Origin of the sequence: Anaerovibrio sp. JC8, assembly GCF_002100115.1 — a bacterium.
Classification (GTDB): domain Bacteria; phylum Bacillota; class Negativicutes; order Selenomonadales; family Selenomonadaceae; genus Anaerovibrio.
In genome coordinates this window covers 81,799-98,224 of sequence record NZ_ANBM01000001.1, presented here as the reverse complement: position 1 = coordinate 98,224, position 16,426 = coordinate 81,799, and the positions used below count along the sequence as shown (strand labels likewise).

21 protein-coding genes are annotated in these 16,426 nt (G+C 45.7%); 17 read left to right on the top strand and 4 right to left on the bottom strand.

Annotated elements, in window-relative coordinates; all coding sequences use genetic code 11:
- A complete protein-coding gene (locus D081_RS00450) occupies positions 1-1,071 on the bottom strand; it encodes a GGDEF domain-containing protein (protein WP_085022173.1) in 1,071 nt (356 codons plus the stop codon).
- A 240-nt stretch (positions 1,072-1,311) separates the two neighbouring features.
- Here D081_RS00450 and D081_RS00445 point away from each other — a divergent pair, with 240 nt between their 5' ends.
- Both D081_RS00445 and D081_RS00440 read left to right on the top strand, forming a co-directional pair.
- The gene (locus D081_RS00445) at positions 1,312-1,704 is read left to right on the top strand and encodes a hypothetical protein (RefSeq protein WP_085022172.1); all 393 of its coding nucleotides are present in this window, start codon (positions 1,312-1,314) and stop codon (positions 1,702-1,704) included.
- 140 nt (positions 1,705-1,844) lie between these two features.
- Positions 1,845-3,998 (top strand): response regulator, encoded by a 2,154-nt coding sequence (locus D081_RS00440; protein ID WP_085022171.1) that lies wholly within the window; start codon positions 1,845-1,847, stop codon positions 3,996-3,998.
- A gap of 47 nt (positions 3,999-4,045) precedes the next feature.
- On the opposite strand, the gene D081_RS00435 is transcribed toward D081_RS00440, so the two are convergent.
- Genes D081_RS00435 through D081_RS00425 form a run of 3 tightly spaced genes read right to left on the bottom strand, consistent with a single transcriptional unit; the run spans position 4,046 to position 5,437 of the window.
- Positions 4,046-4,219, bottom strand: a complete 174-nt coding sequence (locus tag D081_RS00435; RefSeq protein ID WP_085022170.1) for a prevent-host-death family protein — start codon at positions 4,217-4,219, stop codon at positions 4,046-4,048.
- A 16-nt stretch (positions 4,220-4,235) separates the two neighbouring features.
- A complete protein-coding gene (locus tag D081_RS00430) occupies positions 4,236-4,466 on the bottom strand; it encodes a hypothetical protein (protein ID WP_085022169.1) in 231 nt (76 codons plus the stop codon).
- 17 nt (positions 4,467-4,483) lie between these two features.
- Complete coding sequence (locus D081_RS00425; protein ID WP_085022168.1) at positions 4,484-5,437, bottom strand: magnesium transporter CorA family protein; 954 nt, start codon at positions 5,435-5,437, stop codon at positions 4,484-4,486.
- A 354-nt stretch (positions 5,438-5,791) separates the two neighbouring features.
- On the opposite strand from D081_RS00425, the gene D081_RS00420 reads away from it, so the two are divergent.
- The 15 genes from D081_RS00420 (at position 5,792) to D081_RS00350 (ending at position 16,278) form a co-directional block, all read left to right on the top strand.
- Positions 5,792-6,496 (top strand): TVP38/TMEM64 family protein, encoded by a 705-nt coding sequence (locus tag D081_RS00420; RefSeq protein WP_085022167.1) that lies wholly within the window; start codon positions 5,792-5,794, stop codon positions 6,494-6,496.
- Positions 6,497-6,519: 23 nt separating this feature from the next.
- Positions 6,520-7,131: an acyltransferase family protein gene (locus D081_RS00415; protein WP_085022166.1), complete on the top strand. Its 612-nt coding sequence runs from the start codon at positions 6,520-6,522 to the stop codon at positions 7,129-7,131.
- Positions 7,115-7,654 carry a hypothetical protein gene (locus tag D081_RS00410; protein ID WP_085022165.1) on the top strand — a complete coding sequence of 180 codons (540 nt, stop codon included), beginning with the start codon at positions 7,115-7,117 and terminating at the stop codon, positions 7,652-7,654. The genes D081_RS00415 and D081_RS00410 overlap by 17 nt, the downstream gene beginning before the upstream one ends.
- Positions 7,655-7,749: 95 nt before the next feature.
- Positions 7,750-8,010 (top strand): DUF4321 domain-containing protein, encoded by a 261-nt coding sequence (locus tag D081_RS00405; RefSeq protein ID WP_085022164.1) that lies wholly within the window; start codon positions 7,750-7,752, stop codon positions 8,008-8,010.
- Positions 8,011-8,020: 10 nt separating this feature from the next.
- Complete coding sequence (locus D081_RS00400; protein WP_085022163.1) at positions 8,021-8,608, top strand: nucleoside triphosphate pyrophosphatase; 588 nt, start codon at positions 8,021-8,023, stop codon at positions 8,606-8,608.
- On the top strand, positions 8,580-9,266 hold the full coding sequence (gene radC, locus D081_RS00395; protein ID WP_085022162.1) for a DNA repair protein RadC: 687 nt from the start codon (positions 8,580-8,582) through the stop codon (positions 9,264-9,266). Before D081_RS00400 ends, radC begins: the two co-directional genes overlap by 29 nt.
- Before the next feature lie 131 nt (positions 9,267-9,397).
- Complete coding sequence (locus D081_RS00390) at positions 9,398-10,435, top strand: rod shape-determining protein (RefSeq protein ID WP_085022161.1); 1,038 nt, start codon at positions 9,398-9,400, stop codon at positions 10,433-10,435.
- A gap of 1 nt (position 10,436) precedes the next feature.
- A complete protein-coding gene (gene mreC / locus D081_RS00385) occupies positions 10,437-11,369 on the top strand; it encodes a rod shape-determining protein MreC (protein ID WP_085022160.1) in 933 nt (310 codons plus the stop codon).
- Positions 11,369-11,863, top strand: a complete 495-nt coding sequence (gene mreD, locus D081_RS00380; protein WP_085022159.1) for a rod shape-determining protein MreD — start codon at positions 11,369-11,371, stop codon at positions 11,861-11,863. Before mreC ends, mreD begins: the two co-directional genes overlap by 1 nt.
- 20 nt (positions 11,864-11,883) lie before the next feature.
- A complete protein-coding gene (gene mrdA, locus D081_RS00375; protein ID WP_085022158.1) occupies positions 11,884-13,821 on the top strand; it encodes a penicillin-binding protein 2 in 1,938 nt (645 codons plus the stop codon).
- A gap of 40 nt (positions 13,822-13,861) precedes the next feature.
- Positions 13,862-14,509: a septum site-determining protein MinC gene (gene minC, locus D081_RS00370; protein WP_085022157.1), complete on the top strand. Its 648-nt coding sequence runs from the start codon at positions 13,862-13,864 to the stop codon at positions 14,507-14,509.
- An 11-nt stretch (positions 14,510-14,520) separates the two neighbouring features.
- The gene (gene minD / locus D081_RS00365) at positions 14,521-15,309 is read left to right on the top strand and encodes a septum site-determining protein MinD (protein ID WP_085022156.1); all 789 of its coding nucleotides are present in this window, start codon (positions 14,521-14,523) and stop codon (positions 15,307-15,309) included.
- A gap of 13 nt (positions 15,310-15,322) precedes the next feature.
- Positions 15,323-15,583 carry a cell division topological specificity factor MinE gene (minE, locus tag D081_RS00360; RefSeq protein WP_085022155.1) on the top strand — a complete coding sequence of 87 codons (261 nt, stop codon included), beginning with the start codon at positions 15,323-15,325 and terminating at the stop codon, positions 15,581-15,583.
- 130 nt (positions 15,584-15,713) lie between these two features.
- Positions 15,714-16,049 carry a DUF4258 domain-containing protein gene (locus D081_RS00355; protein ID WP_085022154.1) on the top strand — a complete coding sequence of 112 codons (336 nt, stop codon included), beginning with the start codon at positions 15,714-15,716 and terminating at the stop codon, positions 16,047-16,049.
- Position 16,050: 1 nt separating this feature from the next.
- On the top strand, positions 16,051-16,278 hold the full coding sequence (locus tag D081_RS00350) for a type II toxin-antitoxin system MqsA family antitoxin (RefSeq protein ID WP_085022153.1): 228 nt from the start codon (positions 16,051-16,053) through the stop codon (positions 16,276-16,278).
- Positions 16,279-16,426 lie beyond the last annotated feature (148 nt).

The window sequence follows — 16,426 nt, the reverse complement described above, 5'->3', positions numbered from 1 at the left end:
TTACCGGTTGCTGTTTTTGTTGGTATACATCATGGTATCAGCATTATGGACAATATCTGCAATTTCTGTTTCGCCATTAAATATTTCGTAGCCCACAGACACTGTAGGAAGAGCTCTTTCCTTTTGGCGCAGCTCACCAAGTAGTGAATTAAAGCGATTGTTTAGCTTTATAACAGTGGATTCACTGCGGAAGCTGTTTTTGTTGAGGATAACACAGAACTCATCACCGCCTATGCGGTAGCAGAGTCCCCGTGACTGATAACAGCGCAGGATAGCCTTGGAAATCTTTTTTAATATTGCATCACCATAGGCATGACCATAGGTGTCGTTGACATCCTTAAATTTATCAATATCAAAAATGATAACCGCAGTACGGTAATTGAGCTTTGATAGATGACTTTCGTAGGAGCGGCGGTTCAGCAGCCTGGTAAGACCATCACTTTGCACCACCAATTCCACATAATAAATGTAAAAGAGCACGCAGCAGACAGCCACGGACAACCAGGCGGTCCTGATATCAACATCCATAATGTTGGCCACAATGCCAATAAACAGGGAACTGAAGGCTGCAATGAGGGAACTGAGATTTCGGTTCTGATATTTGCGGCTGAAATAATAGGCCTCAATAAACATGACGGCAATGGCCAAGGAGTAGCAGGCCACATATATGATGTAGTATTCGCCCCTACAATATTTATTTGCAGCATCAATATAGAATATGGCACCGGTCCAGATGGAGGAAAACTCCACCAATGCGTGAAGCAGGAGGAAAAACAAGACTATCCGGCCATGCCTTATATTTCCTATGGCATAAATCCACATAACCACAAGGGAAGGTGCCAGACTAAATTCCAAAAAGCTGAAAAATCCGTGCAACCATCCTGGGAAAGCAGGATGGCCGTTTGCCATGTATGTCATCCATTCCAGAAAGGATGTGGCAATAATGATTGTAAAGCCAACGCAAAAGCCCCTTCGGGCATTTTCTATTACTATATTTGAATTATTGATGTGTACTATCATTATTACGCTGAGCATAATGGTGATGAGTACCACTGTTGAATAGAAAGTCATTATAATACTCCAAGATAAAAACAATTCCCGTACATTATAGCACGAAATAATATAATAAGTAAGCAAAATGTCCTAGGAAAATATAAAAAATTTTTCTATACGAGTGTAGGCAATTCATAGTATAATACTTAAAAATATATACAAACTCTTGTAAAACTTTTAATTTTGTATTTATATATTGATTATATAACTTTTGTAGCCGCATCATTGTTCTTGTGTACAGGAAAGAGAGTGATTGTGATGTATACATATTTGCAGGAGGTTCACTATGACAAGGAGCTGCTTCCTTTTGCCAGTATTTCGGATGCTGTCAGGGACAGCTATGATGTGAGATCCATCGGCAATGCCGTACCAAAGAGCTTTTTGCGTCGTCTTTTGGCACTTTTTGAGGATGAGAAGGGCCATGTTTTTTATGCCCAGAAGCCGGAGACCATTTATATGATTAATCGGGTATACGGCTGCAAAAAAGAGGTTTTGGATGTTTTTGCCAAGATTGACAAGATACTGGAAAAGAGCCCCGGGGTTATTGTCACCATTGAGGACAATGAGTATGTCATGAGCCGTACAATGCCAAAGCGCATTGCCATTCCGCGGGAGAAGATGAAGCGTCTTGGCATAGAGGAGCTCCTATAATATATAGGATAATTTTATATACTTTGTTTTGTTATTCTTATGTTATTTTTCTTGACTATGGAGTGAAATTTTAGGAAAATAAAGTATAAGAGTATAACTATGTTTTAGTGCGCATTAGTTTTAGGGGAGGCATTTGCCTTATGGGAGTTGTGGAAAAGGAATCTGCTCTTGATACAAGTATAAAAGAATATTTGTGGCGGTTTACTGAAGGAAAAAACAACACCGGGTCACATGATGATGAGCTGCTTAAAGCACTCAGGGAAGCCATGGATTGTGATCTTGCTTTTGTGTTGGCCAGAAACTCCAAGGGTGACAGCTTTTCCATTACAGAATTTAGTTCTGATGCCGATAGCAAGCTTGATGGAGCTGAGTTCCCTGTTGGTGAACAGGAAGCTGAGAGCCTGACCAAAGCTTTGGATGATAACTGTATTGGCTGTGAGCGGCTGTCCTTTTTGGGGGACGGATTTGCCAATAGTGCCATACTTTATTTTGGCGTTGTTGTTATGGGCGAGGTTTGGGGCCTTGTGGGAGTAATGGACTCCCATAATCAGACACGCAGCTGGACTGATGAGGACAGACGGTCAGTGTCCAAGATAGGCCGTATTTTGGGAGCCAAGCTGGAAAATACCCGTCTTTTGCAGGAGAATGCCCTGCAGATGAAGCATCTGGAGGAGCAGATAAAGGCTGAGCTTAGCCAGAAGAAGCTTCTGGAGGAAGCCTTGATTCAGGCTGAGAATGCCAATAAGGCCAAGCAGCAGTTCCTGTCAAATATGTCCCATGATATTCGTACCCCGATGAATGCGATTATTGGCTTTGCCACCTTGGCAGGCAGCCATCTTCAGGAATTCGAGAGAGTTCAGGCCTATCTGGACAAGATTACTGCCTCCGGCAAGCATTTGCTGAGCTTGTTTAATGATGTACTGGATATTACCCGTATTGAGGATGGTCGGGTTCATTTGGAGGAATTGCCTCATTCCCTGGCAGATATGGTTCATGATATAAAGAACATGGTCCAGGGGCAGGCAGATGCCAAGGAAATTAATTATGTCATGGAAACAGTTGATGTGGTCCATGAGCGTATTTTCTGTGACCGTCTGCGTTTTAACCAGGTATTGCTTAATCTTATCAGCAATGCCATTAAATATACCAATCAGGGGGGCAATGTTACCTTTACTGTCAGTGAGGTTCCTTCCGGCAGTGACGATCTGGCATCCTTTGATTTCAAGGTAGTAGATAATGGTATCGGTATGAGCCCGGAATTTGTGGAGCATATCTTTGAGCCATTTGAAAGAGAAAACAATACTGGCAGTAATATAGTTCAGGGCACCGGCCTTGGCATGGCCATTACCAAAAATATTATTGATCTTATGGGTGGCCAGATTTCCATTAAGAGTACCCAGGGCGTGGGCACTGAGGTGTTGTTGCATCTTGATATGAAGCTTCAGAGCGACTTCTATGTTGAGGGCAATGTGGAGGCCCTGCCTGAAATTGAGGGCAAGAGGGTGCTGGTGGCCAATGAGTCCGCTGAGACCTGCGATTGCCTTGTGGGAATTTTGGATAGACTTGGTGCCAAGGCTGAGAGTACGCTTTCTGCCGAGGATGTATTGCGTCGCACTGAGGCTGCAAATGACAAGGGTGAGGGCTATGATGCCTTCTTTGTTGGCTGGCGCATGGGTGATACACCGGGCATTGATTTGGTAAAGCAGCTTCGTCAGATGGTTGGGGATACGGTTCCAATGTTCCTCATCACGGAAGGAGCATATTCCGGCATTGAGGAAGCGGCCTTCAGCTCAGGAGTGTCTGTTTGTCTGCAGAAGCCAATCTTCCTGTCTGATGTGAGAAAGAACATCAAGAATGCCATGAGCATTTGTGATACAGATACCGAGGAGCATTCCATTGCCCAGGAAGAGTTCATGGGAAGACGTATCCTGCTGGCAGAGGATAACAAGATGAATCAGGAGATTGCCATCACCATCCTTGAAGAAGCAGGGTTCTTTGTGGATCTGGCCGAAAATGGAGAAATGGCAGTTAACAAGGTTATTAACCACGCTCCACATCATTATGATATTATTCTGATGGATATTCAGATGCCGATAATGGATGGTTATGAGGCAACCCGCCGTATCCGGTCCATGCCGGATGAGGGCAAGAAGGATGTGCCTATAATTGCCATGACAGCCGATGCTTTCTTTGAGGACCGTCAGGCGGCCTTGGCCTGTGGCATGAATGAGCACATTGCCAAGCCAGTTGACGTGGAGATTCTCTTTGGTATATTGAAGTCCGTTCTTGACTGAGGTTTTAATTTGAATATTTAAATAAAAAAATAGACTGCTTTTGCAGTCTATTTTTGTTTTTCATATAATTTTTTCTGTATTTCGTTGTAGGCATCCATTGACATTACCACCAGGTTTTTGTCGCTGGCCCGTTGAACAAATATGGTTTCCTTCTCATCGTTGGCCTTGTCGGCATAGATGGTGAATTCCTTCAGAAAATCTGATGATGAAACAGCTATCATGGATAACACCTCTTTCCTAGCATGAAGTTTTACCCAGACGGGGATGGGCAGTAGGCCGGAGGCTGCGGAGCCGGATGGTCCTGATGGCTTCCTCCAGATCCATATCATCCCGGCGGGACTCATATTCATATACGCACACGGGGTGGGCAACTCCCAGCTCGCTGGCTGGCATGTAGACATATTCGGCGGTTTCGTTGTCGCCAAAGATTACCCCGGCCCGTAATTGTGATTCAGTCATTGTGGCCATGGTAAGCCTCCTTTGTTTTAGAACATATCCCGTTTCCACAGCAGATAGCCGCAGATAACCACCAGTACACCGGCAATGCCGAAAATGTAGCTGAAGGCCCAGGAGCTTTCAGACATTGGCACAGGCACGTTCATGCCAAAGAAGCTGGAAATTACTGTTGGGATAGCCAATAAAATGGTGACTGCCGCCAAAAATTTCATGACCTGATTCAAGTTGTTGGAAATGATGGAGGAGAAGGTATCTGCCAAACGGGCAAGGATTTTGCTGTACATCTCAACCATTTCCTTGGCCTGCTTGTTTTCTATGATAACATCCTCCAGCAGGTCCTCATCCTCCTCATAATATTTCAGCATGGGCTGCATGGAGGAATTGGTCCTGAGGCGCATAAGCTTATCCAGCACCGCACCATTGGAACGGAGGGAAGCGTTAAAGAATGTCAGGGATTTCTGTAATTCAAGCAGCTTCAGAATTTCCTGATTGCGCATGGAATGACGCAGATTACGTTCAATTTCATCGGACTGCTTGCTGATTTGACGCAGATAGCTCAAATAAAAGGTGGCAGAACGATAAAGAATCTGAAACAGGAATCTTGTCTTTTTAAAGGTGCGGAAGAAGCGGGCATTCTTTTCGTTGAAGTAGGAAAGCACGGGAGTTTCTTCCAGACATACGGTAATGATATAGTCCTCGGTAACAATGATGGCCAGAGGCAGGGTATCGTAGCCACCCTCCTCCCTGATAACAGGAACATTGGTCAAAATCATGACACTGTCGTCCTCAATATCAATATGGGAACGCTCCTCATCATCAAGGGCTGAACGCAAAAAGTCAGGCTCAACCTCGGTGAGATTGCCCACTACCTTCAGCTCGTATGGGGTAGGGTCCACAATGTTAATCCAGGCACCATTTTCCAGGGTTTTCAGGCTTAACTCATAGAGAGGACCATTCTCGTGGGATTTGTAAATTTTGAGCATTATGGTACTCCTTTCGGTTTGAAAGAAACCATAAGCCTTTAAAGAACTACTATTACCTTAGAATATAAAATAATGGCAGGATAAAAGGGATACGGTTTCAGTATTTTTTGTTAATTTACCCGGGGGTTCCGGACTAGGATAATCTGTATCCATTTTTTCCTCACCAACTTTTCATTTAAAATTTAAAAATGTCCTATATAATTTTGTTGTATCAGACCATTAAAATATTACTACCAGACCCGCTATTCGTCAATGTTTTTATGGCTTTAAAGGGGATATTGGTAAAATTAAATTGTTTTTTTGGACGCCTTATAGTGTTATAATCAATTGTATTGATTTTTTAGGAGGCATCTTATGCAAAAGAAACGCTCTGCATCCATGATAAAAATAGGTGCAGTCTTGATTATGCTCACCCTGTTTCTGATAATATATCTGATTAATCCGGACTTTTTTAATGAGCTTTGGGATGTCTGTCTCAGCGGTGACATGAATCAGGTGGCACAGTATATTAATTCCTTTGGACCGTGGGCCATGGTGTTCAGCTTTATGTTGGTGCTGTGTGTCAATGCCATAGGCTTTCCGCCGGCCATTATCTTTTCCTCCGCCAATGCCCTGATTTTTGGCATTGTGCCGGGGATAATTCTGGCATGGCTGGCTGAAACCGTAGGAGTGGTCATCAGCTTTCTGCTGCTGAGATTTTTATTCAGGGATGCGGCGGAGGAAGTCATTGCCAAGAATTCCTACTTGAAGAAAATTGATGATATGAGCGGCAAGGAGGGCTTTAAGATAATGCTCATTGCCCGTCTGGTGCCTTATCTTCCGTCGGGACTGCTTAATGCAGTGGGAGCTCTGAGCAAGATGAGCCTGAAGGACTACACCCTGGCGGCCCTTATCGGCAAGCTGCCATCCACTGCCATTGAGGCCATGATTGGCCATGATGCGGTAACCGCCAGTGAAAACCCATACCGTCTGGTGTTCAACATCGTATTGGCTGTTGTGGTGGTAGGCTCCTTCTTAATTTACGAGAAAAGGAAAAAGAAGCAGCAGGAGATTGAATAATATTATTTTGTGAGGTTTGTTTTATGTCAGAGATTTCCGCAAGCACCAAAAGAATTTTCTTTTTGGATAATTTAAAATCCTTTATTATTTGCCTGATGATAGTGTTCCACATAGCCATGAGCTATATGCAGTATGTGCCTGAGTGGTGGTATGCCGTGGATAAGGCTGACCCTCAGCTGTCCTTTACGTTTTTTGTGGTTTGGGCAGATATTTTTATTATGCCCATCATGTTTTTTATATCCGGATATTTCGGGATAATGTCCCTTTCCCGGCAGACGGCCAAAAGCTTCTGGAAATCAAAGCTGATGCGGATCGGCATTCCGTGGGTGTTGGGCGTTTTGCTGCTGGCCCCTGCAGTTACATATCTCATCTTTTTGACAAGACACGTTCCCTTGCCTTTTACGGAATATCTTAATAAGGTGTTTTTCTTTGGTCCGCTGTTTTCCCATACCCAGTACTGGTTCTTGGGAACCCTGTTTTATCTTTATGTAATTCTTTTTGTGGTGGCCCGGATAAAGCCGGTTATCAAGGAGAAGCTCGCTCCGGAAGCACCGGGGAAAATATTTTTCCTGGTAATAGCCATATTGACTTATGCCCTCACTGTTGGGGCATATTATCTTGTGGGGGGTCAATAATGATAACTGGTCCAAGGTTTGGCCGATATTTGTTTATCAGCCCACCAGAATTTCCCTGTATGTAATCTATTTCTTTGCCGGGGTATATGCCTGGAGAAAGCAGTGGTTTACGGAAAAGGGCTTTAAGCTGGATGCCACGGTTTGGATACCGGCATTTATTTTCACTGGAGTGTTTTACACGGGCTACACCTTCTTTGGCAGGCTGACCACATCTCCTACATCCTTTATGGTGGTGAAGTCGGCCCTGCACAGCCTGTTTGCCATGTCGTCAGTATTTGGCCTTTTGGCCCTGTTTCAGTCCAAGCTGGATTATACCAACGGCTTTTTGAAGGCTGTCAGTGACAACTCCTACACCATGTATTATGCCCACATGGGCCTTGTTATGCTGGTGGTGTGGGCCCTTATGGGCATCTCCCTGCCTGTCTATGTAAAATATCTGCTGGCCTGCATTTTGGGTCTGGTAATTACCTATATAGTAGGACGTTTGTTGATGTTTTTGCCATTTTTTGCCGTGAAGAAATAGGGGGCAAGCATTAAGTTTGAAATGGCTTGATTTTGATTTGGTTCTGTCTGTATAATTATAAACGGAGAATTGTGTAATGGAGGTTTATTGGCATAATGAGAAGAAGCTATGGCACGTTAATCGTGTTTTTAATTATAGGTGCCATTTTAGGCGGCATTATCGGTGATTTGCTGTCCGGTGTGGACGCTTTGGCCAGTGTAATGCCTATTTTGGTGCACACTTATCCGGTGTTGGAAATGACGCCGGCTACCTTGAATTTGTATGTAATCCAGGTGACCCTTGGATTGTCTTTTACGCCAAATCTGATGAGCATCATCGGTATGGTGGTTGCCATTATTTTGTTCCGCCGTTATTAAGAGGTGCAGAATGATAATATTGGCCTCAGCTTCCCCGAGAAGGCGGGAGCTTTTGACACAAATCGGCTGCCGGTTTGAGGTAATAACCAGCAATGCCGAAGAAATAACTGACACCGGTCTGGAGCCTCACCAGCTGGTGGTAAAAAACGCGCATTTAAAGGCGGCAGCTGTGGCGGCCGAGCATCCGGAATATCCGGTGCTGGGCTCCGATACGGTTGTGAGCCTTGATGGACATATATATGGTAAGCCTCGGGATGAGGAGCATGCCAGAGAAATGCTTAAGGCCTTTTCCGGTCGTACACACCAGGTTATAACTGGTATTGTGTTGGCCTGGAAGGGACAATTCTGGCAGGCATGGGAGACGACAGAGGTTGTTTTTTCCCCTTTATCCGCAGATCAGATTGATGCATACATAGCCACTGGAGAGCCGGCTGACAAGGCCGGAGCCTATGCCATCCAAGGCAGGGCGGCTGTGTTTGTAGACGGAATCAGAGGTTCTTACTCCAATGTCGTAGGTTTGCCGCTCCATTGTCTTGATGGTCTTGCCCGGAAAGCGGGGATTGATTTATATGACAATGGTGAAGGATCTTCCAGTTGATGACCGTCCACGGGAGAGGCTTATGGCCTATGGCCCGGGAATACTCAGCAACGCTGAGCTTCTGGCAATTTTGCTGGGAAGTGGATCCAAGGAAAAGTCGGCAATGCAGCTGGCTCAGGAAATCTTGAGCCGGCATCGTGAGAGCGGGGTACTGGCTCTGGCTACAATGTCTGTAGAGGAGCTTATGGAGTACAAGGGCATCGGCTCAGCCAAGGCCGCCTTGCTGGCGGCAGCGGTGGAGCTGGGAAAACGCCTGGAGCTTAATGCAATCTCCAAGCGGCCCATAGTACGCAGTCCCGCAGATGCGGCGGATTATGCAATGCCAAGGCTGCGCCATGAGCAGCGGGAGCATTTTGCAATCATACTGTTGAATATCAAGAATCATATTTTGTCCATGCCGATTATTTCCATTGGCAGCCTCACAGCCTCGGTGGTTCATCCACGGGAGGTGTTTAAGGCGGCTGTCCAGAATTCGGCAGCAGCCTTGATTTTGGTTCATAACCATCCCAGCGGGGATCCATCTCCCAGCAAGGAGGATCTGAACATTACCAGGCAGCTGATAGAGGCGGGAAAGCTAATGGATATACCGGTTTTAGATCATATTGTCCTGGGAGATAATAAATATATTTCCCTTAAAGAGGAAGGTATGATACAATGACATGTGGCTCTCTATTTTGAGGGCCAAAAAATACAGCAGACAATGTTAAAGCATTTGTTAAGACGCAGTGGTTAAAATTAGCGTTTTAAACGAGGTTTTGACCCAGTTATATTGAAGGGAGCTATTTATTTATGTGGAGTTTATTTGGTGGTTTGTCCCATGACATGGGCATTGATTTAGGTACTGCAAACACTTTGGTACACGTTAAGGGCAAGGGTATTGTTCTCCGTGAGCCATCTGTTGTTGCTATAAAGAGTGATAGTGGTGAGGTTTTGGCTGTTGGTGATGACGCAAAGCGCATGCTGGGCCGTACTCCTGGCAGCATTATTGCCATCCGTCCAATGAAGGACGGCGTTATTGCTGACTTTGATGTTACCCAGGCTATGCTGAAGTACTTCATCAGAAAGGCCATGAACACCAAGTCCTTTGTACGTCCTCGTGTTGTTGTAGGCGTTCCATCCGGTGTTACCGAGGTTGAGAAGCGTGCGGTTATCGACGCTGCCCAGCAGGCTGGTGCCCGTGAAGCATATCTCATTGAGGAGCCTATGGCAGCTGCTATCGGTGCCGGCTTGCCGGTAGAGGAAGCTACCGGTTCCATGGTAGTTGATATCGGTGGCGGTACTACTGAAATCGCCGTAATTTCCCTTGGTGGTATTGTTACCAGCTGCTCCATCCGTATCGGTGGTGATGAAATGGATTCCGCTATTATCCAGTACATCAAGCGGGTATACAACCTCATGATTGGTGAGCGTACTGCAGAGGAAATCAAGATTACCATTGGCTCTGCCATTGTTAATCCTAATGCTGACAAGACCATGGATATTCGTGGCCGTGACCTTGTAAGCGGTCTGCCAAAGAATCTGACTATCAGAGCCAGCGAAATCCGTGACGCTCTCAGCGAGCCTGTATATAAGATTATTGATGCTGTAAAGAGCACCCTGGAGAAGACTCCTCCTGAGCTGGCAGCTGATGTTATGGACCATGGCATCATGATGACCGGTGGCGGTGCGCTGCTTAACAATCTGGATAAGCTCCTCAGCAACGAGACTGGCATGCCTGTATTGGTTTCCGAGGATGCCCTGTCCTGCGTTGGTGAGGGTACCGGCCGTTCCCTGGAGAACATTGAGCTCCTGAAGCGTGTTGTTATGACTACAAAGAAGTTGAGATAAAATGAGCAGGATTAGACGGGATAATAATACACGAAAGACAACCTGGATGCTCGTGGTGGTAGCAGTCAGTATCTTTGTGATTATTTTTTTCGCTGCCCGTGGCCGCATGGCCCCTGTGTTGACAAGTCCGGCTGTTGTATCGGCCTTGGCACCATTTCAGCGGGCTATCACCTGGGCTGAATCCCAGGTGAACGGTGTGGCTACAGCCGTATGGGAAGTGGCAACTGTATATTATCAGAACAAGGAGCTGCGGCAGGAGGTTGTTGCCCTGCGTCAGCAGAACCTTCAGGCTTATGAATATGCAGCTGAGAATATGCGTCTTAGGGAAATGCTCAATTATAAGAACATAGCGGTTCAGTTTGATCTTATGCCCGCCAAGGTTATTGGTCGGGAATCCTCAACCTGGACCAGCATGATTGTTATTGATCGTGGTTCCTCGGACGGCATTACCAAAAACATGCCGGTGGTTACGGAAAAGGGTCTGGTAGGCGTGGTTACTGAGGTGGCTCCTGGAGCCTCCAAGGTTCAGCTCATCCTTGATCCCCGTTCTTCAGTTGGTACGCTGGTTCAGCGTCCTGAGTCCAGGGTAGCGGGTATCGTTCAGGGTAATCCAAGCGATCCCATGCTGCCTCAGATGATAAATATTCCCCGCAATGCTGACATAGTTGAAGGGGATGTTATTGTAACCTCAGGCTTCGGCGGCGTATATCCAAAGGGGCTGCTTATCGGTTCCGTGGCTGAAATACGGAATGATGACGGTGGTCTTTTGGAGATTGCTTATTTATATACTTCAGTAGACTTTCAGAAGCTGGAGGACGTGATGATTATCACTGCCTCCCGTGAAGCACCGCCACAGCCATTGACTGCTCCGCAACAGACCCCTGGAACGGAGACTGACAAGGATGGCAATCCAATAGGTGGGGATGGAAAATAATGAAGACTTTTCTGGCCTGGCTATTATTTGTTTTAGTAGTTTATGCTTTTCAGTCCGCTTTCATGCCAATGTTTTACTTTTATGGCACTGGACCGGATCTTATATTGCTGATGACCAGCTCTGTGGCTCTTCTCAATGGTAAAAAAGTAGGGAGCTTCGCTGGTTTTATATTGGGGCTGTTTCAGGATCTGGCCACTGGCACTTTTTTCGGCTTGAATGCCTTTACAAAAATGCTGGTGGGTTATGTATGTGGAATTTTTTCCACCCGGGTTCTGAAGGACAGCTTTGGATTGCCTGTAACAGCGGCAATTCTGACCTCTCCGGCGTGCTTTTTCATGACGGGGGCCATAATGCTGTTATTGGGTTACCGGTTTAATTTGTTCACACAGTTTTATACTAAGCTGGGACCATTGATTTGTTATAATTTGGTGTTTGCTTGGCCGATTCATTGTGCCGTAAGATGGCTGCATAATAAAACAGCAGACAAGAAGTAACGTGTATGGGAGTTTTTTGAGTGAACACAAATGAAATAGAATTCGGCGGCCGCCTCAAGGTAATCAGTTACATTATTGTGCTGGTTATTGCTGTGCTCATTGGCCGCATTGGCTATTTGCAGCTATATGAAGGGGATTATTATGCCAATCTGGCAGATGGTAACCGTATCCGTATAGTTCCGGCGGTTGCCCCACGGGGAACCTTTTATGACCGCAATGGAAATTTGATGGTTACCAACCGTCCCGGCTTTGCAGTGTCCCTGTTGCCGCTGACGGAGCCCATTTCTGACGATGTTATTAACCGTCTGTCAGGGCTGCTGAAGGTGCCAAAGAATGACATTACGGAAAAAATTGATGCCCATGTGGGCTTTGATCCTATTCGTATCAAGACAGATGTAGGTCCGGAAATCATCAGTATCATTGCTGAGCAGAAGGATCTGTATCCCGGCGTAGTGGTGGAGGTTCTGCCAATCCGGGAATACATATATAAGGAACAGGCTGTGCATGTATTTGGTTACGTTAGTGAAATCAATGATGCAGAGCTGGAGGCCAAGAAGGATTCTCCTCATAAGTACAAGATGGGAGATATAATTGGCAAGGCTGGTCTGGAACGGGTTTATGACCTGGAGCTCCGTGGTGAAGACGGCGGTGAGCAGGTGGAGGTAGATGTTACTGGTAAGCCCGTGGAAATACTGGGAAAGAAGAATCCTGTTCCCGGCTCTGATCTGTATTTGACCATTGACAAGGACATTCAGGCTGCTGCTGAAAAAGCGGTGGATGAGCAGCTCATAGCTGTAGGGGCCAAGGCCGCTGCCGCGGTTGTTATGAATCCCCAGACCGGTGAGGTGCTGGCCATGGTCAGCCGTCCGTCCTTTGACCCGAATTTGTTTGTAGGTGGCATTTCCTCCAAAAACTGGAATGCCATTAATAATAATCCTAATCATCCAATGGATAATAAGGCCATCACCGGTGAATATCCGCCGGGATCTACCTTTAAGATTGTAACCGGTACTGCCGCCTTGGCGGAGCACGTGGTCAGCCCGGAGGAAAAAATCTTTGACTCTGGTAAGCATTGGATAGTTGATAAGGGAAATGCCGATGGAGAGGCCCTTGGCTACATCAATTTTGAGGAAGCCATGGCCCATTCAGATAACGTGTACTTCTATGAAATGGGTAACCGTTTGGGCATTGACCGCCTTGAAAAATATGCCCGGATGTTTGGTCTGGGGCAGCCTACCGGTGTAGATTTGCTTTTTGAGGCAGAGGGTCTGGTGGCATCCCAGGAATACAAGCGGAAGGTTTTTGATGAAGACTGGTATTTGGCGGAAACCTTTGATGCCGCCATCGGCCAGGGCTTTAATAATGTAACCCCTATCCAAGCAGCTATGGTAATGGGAGAGATTGCCGCTGACGGCAAGCGCTACAAGCCATATCTGGTGGATAAAATCGTGGGCCCTGACGGCAAGACTGTAAAGAAATTCAAGCCGGAGGTGGTGGGGGAGCTGGAGGTTGATCCTCAGCATATCCACCTGGTTCAGCAGGGTCTGAAGGGCGTTGCCAAATATGGTACAGCGGCCTCTGTATTTAGGGGCTTTCCTATAGAGATTGCCGGTAAGACCGGTACTGCCGAGAACCCTCATGGCCGTGACCACGGCTGGTTTGTGGCCTATGGCCCATTTGATAATCCAAATGTAGTGGTTGCAGTTATTGTGGAGCAGGGCGGTTATGGTGCAACATCTGCAGTACCAATTGGCAGAAAGATTCTTGAGGCTGCCTTTAATATTCCGGATCCCGCCAAGCAGGCAGAGCTGGAACGCCAGAAGAAGCAGGCTGAGCAGGCCCGGAAAAACAATCAGAACAATTCAAATTCCAACAACAAGGCTCAGGAGCAGCCGGCAGTTGTAAACAATGCCCCGGCGGCAGGCAAGGAATATGGCGCTGCCAACGGCAAGCGATAAATTTATCATTTTATCTTCATAAAAGATAGGTGGGGAGTATATGAGCAGGGATTTAGTAACCATAAAGGGGGGCAAGGATGGCTTCCGTTTATTGGTGGATAGTTCAGCCAGCATGGAGGAAATCGAAGCTGAAATCAAAAAGAAGCTCGACGCGAATCCAGGCTTTTTCCCAGAGGGGACCAAGTTCGAATTGGAGGTAGCTGATCTGGACCGTTCCGTGAAGAAGGGAATAGGTCAGATACTGAGCCAGCATGGCCTGGGGGTGGAGCTGTCTGCCAGAAAGGAAGCACCAGCCAAGCCCAAGGAGCAGCCTCAGCCTGTATCCCAAGCCGCCATACAGCATGACGGCAATGTGGAGGCCCAGGAGATGACGGTGGTTGACCATACCATTCGTGGTGGTGAGGAGGTTACCAGTCAGGGCTCCGTTCTTATTATGGGAAATGTGAATCCCGGTGCTCAGATAATTGCCGGCGGCAGTATAGACATAAGAGGAACCTGCCGTGGCATGGTCCATGCCGGTGCCTGGGGAGATACAAGTGCAGTGGTTATTGCTGATAGGCTGATGCCAACTCAGATTCGTATAGCCAACATGATAGCCCGTTCTCCTGATATAATGGAAAAGAATAATTTTGCCGAACGGGCAAGCATAAAAGATGGACAAATTATTATTGAACCGATAGAAAGGTAGGATTTGTGAGAATGAGTGAGGTTATTGTTGTTACTTCCGGCAAGGGTGGTGTAGGCAAGTCTACTACTACAGCAAACCTTGGTGTGGGTCTGGCTATGCGTGGCAAGAAGGTTGTTCTGATTGATACTGATACCGGTCTTAGAAACCTTGATTTGCTGTTGGGTCTGGAAAATCGCATCATGTATGATCTTGTAGACGTTATTGATGGCCGTGTGGAGATTAAGAAGGCCTTGGTTCGCCATAAGAAATATGAAAATCTCCAGCTTTTGCCTACTTCCCAGGTGAAGGACAAGTCAGCGGTTAATCCAGCTGATCTGATGGCTCTTTGCGACGAGCTTCGCAAGGAATACGATTATGTAATTATTGACTGTCCGGCTGGTATTGAGCAGGGCTTCCAGACAGCAATCGCTGGTGCGGATACTGCCATTGTTGTTACTATGCCTGAGGTTTCTGCAGTCCGTGATGCCGACAAGATTATCGGTGAGCTGGGCCGCTCCGAAAAGGACAATATCAAGCTCATCATCAACCGTATCAGACCTGCCATGGTAGACAGCGGCGAAATGATGGACATGGATGATATTAACGACATACTGGCCATCAAGTGCATCGGCCAGGTTCCGGATGACATTAAGGTAGTAACCTCTGCCAACCGTGGTGAGCCTGTTGTAGGTGACAGTGATTCCCAGGCCGGCAAGGCTTATGAGAATATTGTGGGACGTCTTCTGGGTGAAGATATTCCATTTATGGAGTTTGAGAAAGAGGGCTTCTTCAAGAGATTGAAGAAAGCATTTAAATTTTGAGGGGGACGTATAAATGCTTGATTCAATAAAGCGCATGTTTTCGAGTGAGAAATCCGGCAAGGTGGCCAAGAAGCGCCTGCAGATGGTTCTCATTCAGGACAGGGCCAGCGTTTCACCGGAGGTAATGGAGAAGCTGCGTGATGATATCATTCAGGTTATTTCCAAGTATATGGTAATTGATAAGGCCGATATGGAAATTTCCCTGGAGAATGTGGATGATTCTGTAGCACTGGTAGCCAACATTCCGGTTCAGAACATGAGACATCATAGATAAGTACTACAAAACTGCTGCACATTGGTGCGGCAGTTTTTTTATAAAAAACTTCAACATGTTGTTTGGTTATGGGTTATTTATCTAGTAATTGTGTTATAATATAAAAAAGGCTGCAAGGATGGATATGTAAATGGTCATTGAAGAATTAAGAAATGCTTTTTTGGCTGGTACGCCCATTGAATACAAAGTGCATTGTCAAAAAAGGATGTTGGAAAGGGATATTTCCAGAAAAGATATTGCTAACTGTATAATGAATGGGGAAATTATTGAAGATTATCCGTTAGCTGGAGAGAATAAATCAGATAAATCATTTCCTGCTTGTTTAATCTTGGGTATTAATGTTAGTGAGGATACAGTTCTTCATGTTGTGGTAGGTTATAATGGCCATAAAATAATTATTATTTCAGCATACCATCCGGATAAGGATCATTGGGAAGACGACTATAAGACAAGGAAGGTGAAATAATATGTGCAATGCGTGTTTTGATGGGGACAAAATTTCAACAACAACTACTTTTACTGTTGAATATAAGAACTGTATTATAATTGTGCGTAATGTTCCTTGTTTGGAGTGTCAGGTTTGTGGAGATATAACTTTTACGGATAAGGTATCTGAGCAGTTGGAAAAAATCGTTACAGCAGCAAAAACTGTACTGCAAGATATTTCCGTTATTGATTATGCAAAAGTTGCTTAATAATTAAGTAGGGTTCCTGCTGGTTGGTCATTTGACTGGTCAGCAGGATTTTCATTTAAGTCCTCCTATGATTTTGGTCGATATAATAGTATATGGTTTGGTAAGAATTTATTATCCCCAAAATATTTTTTGCAGGATATTTGGATTA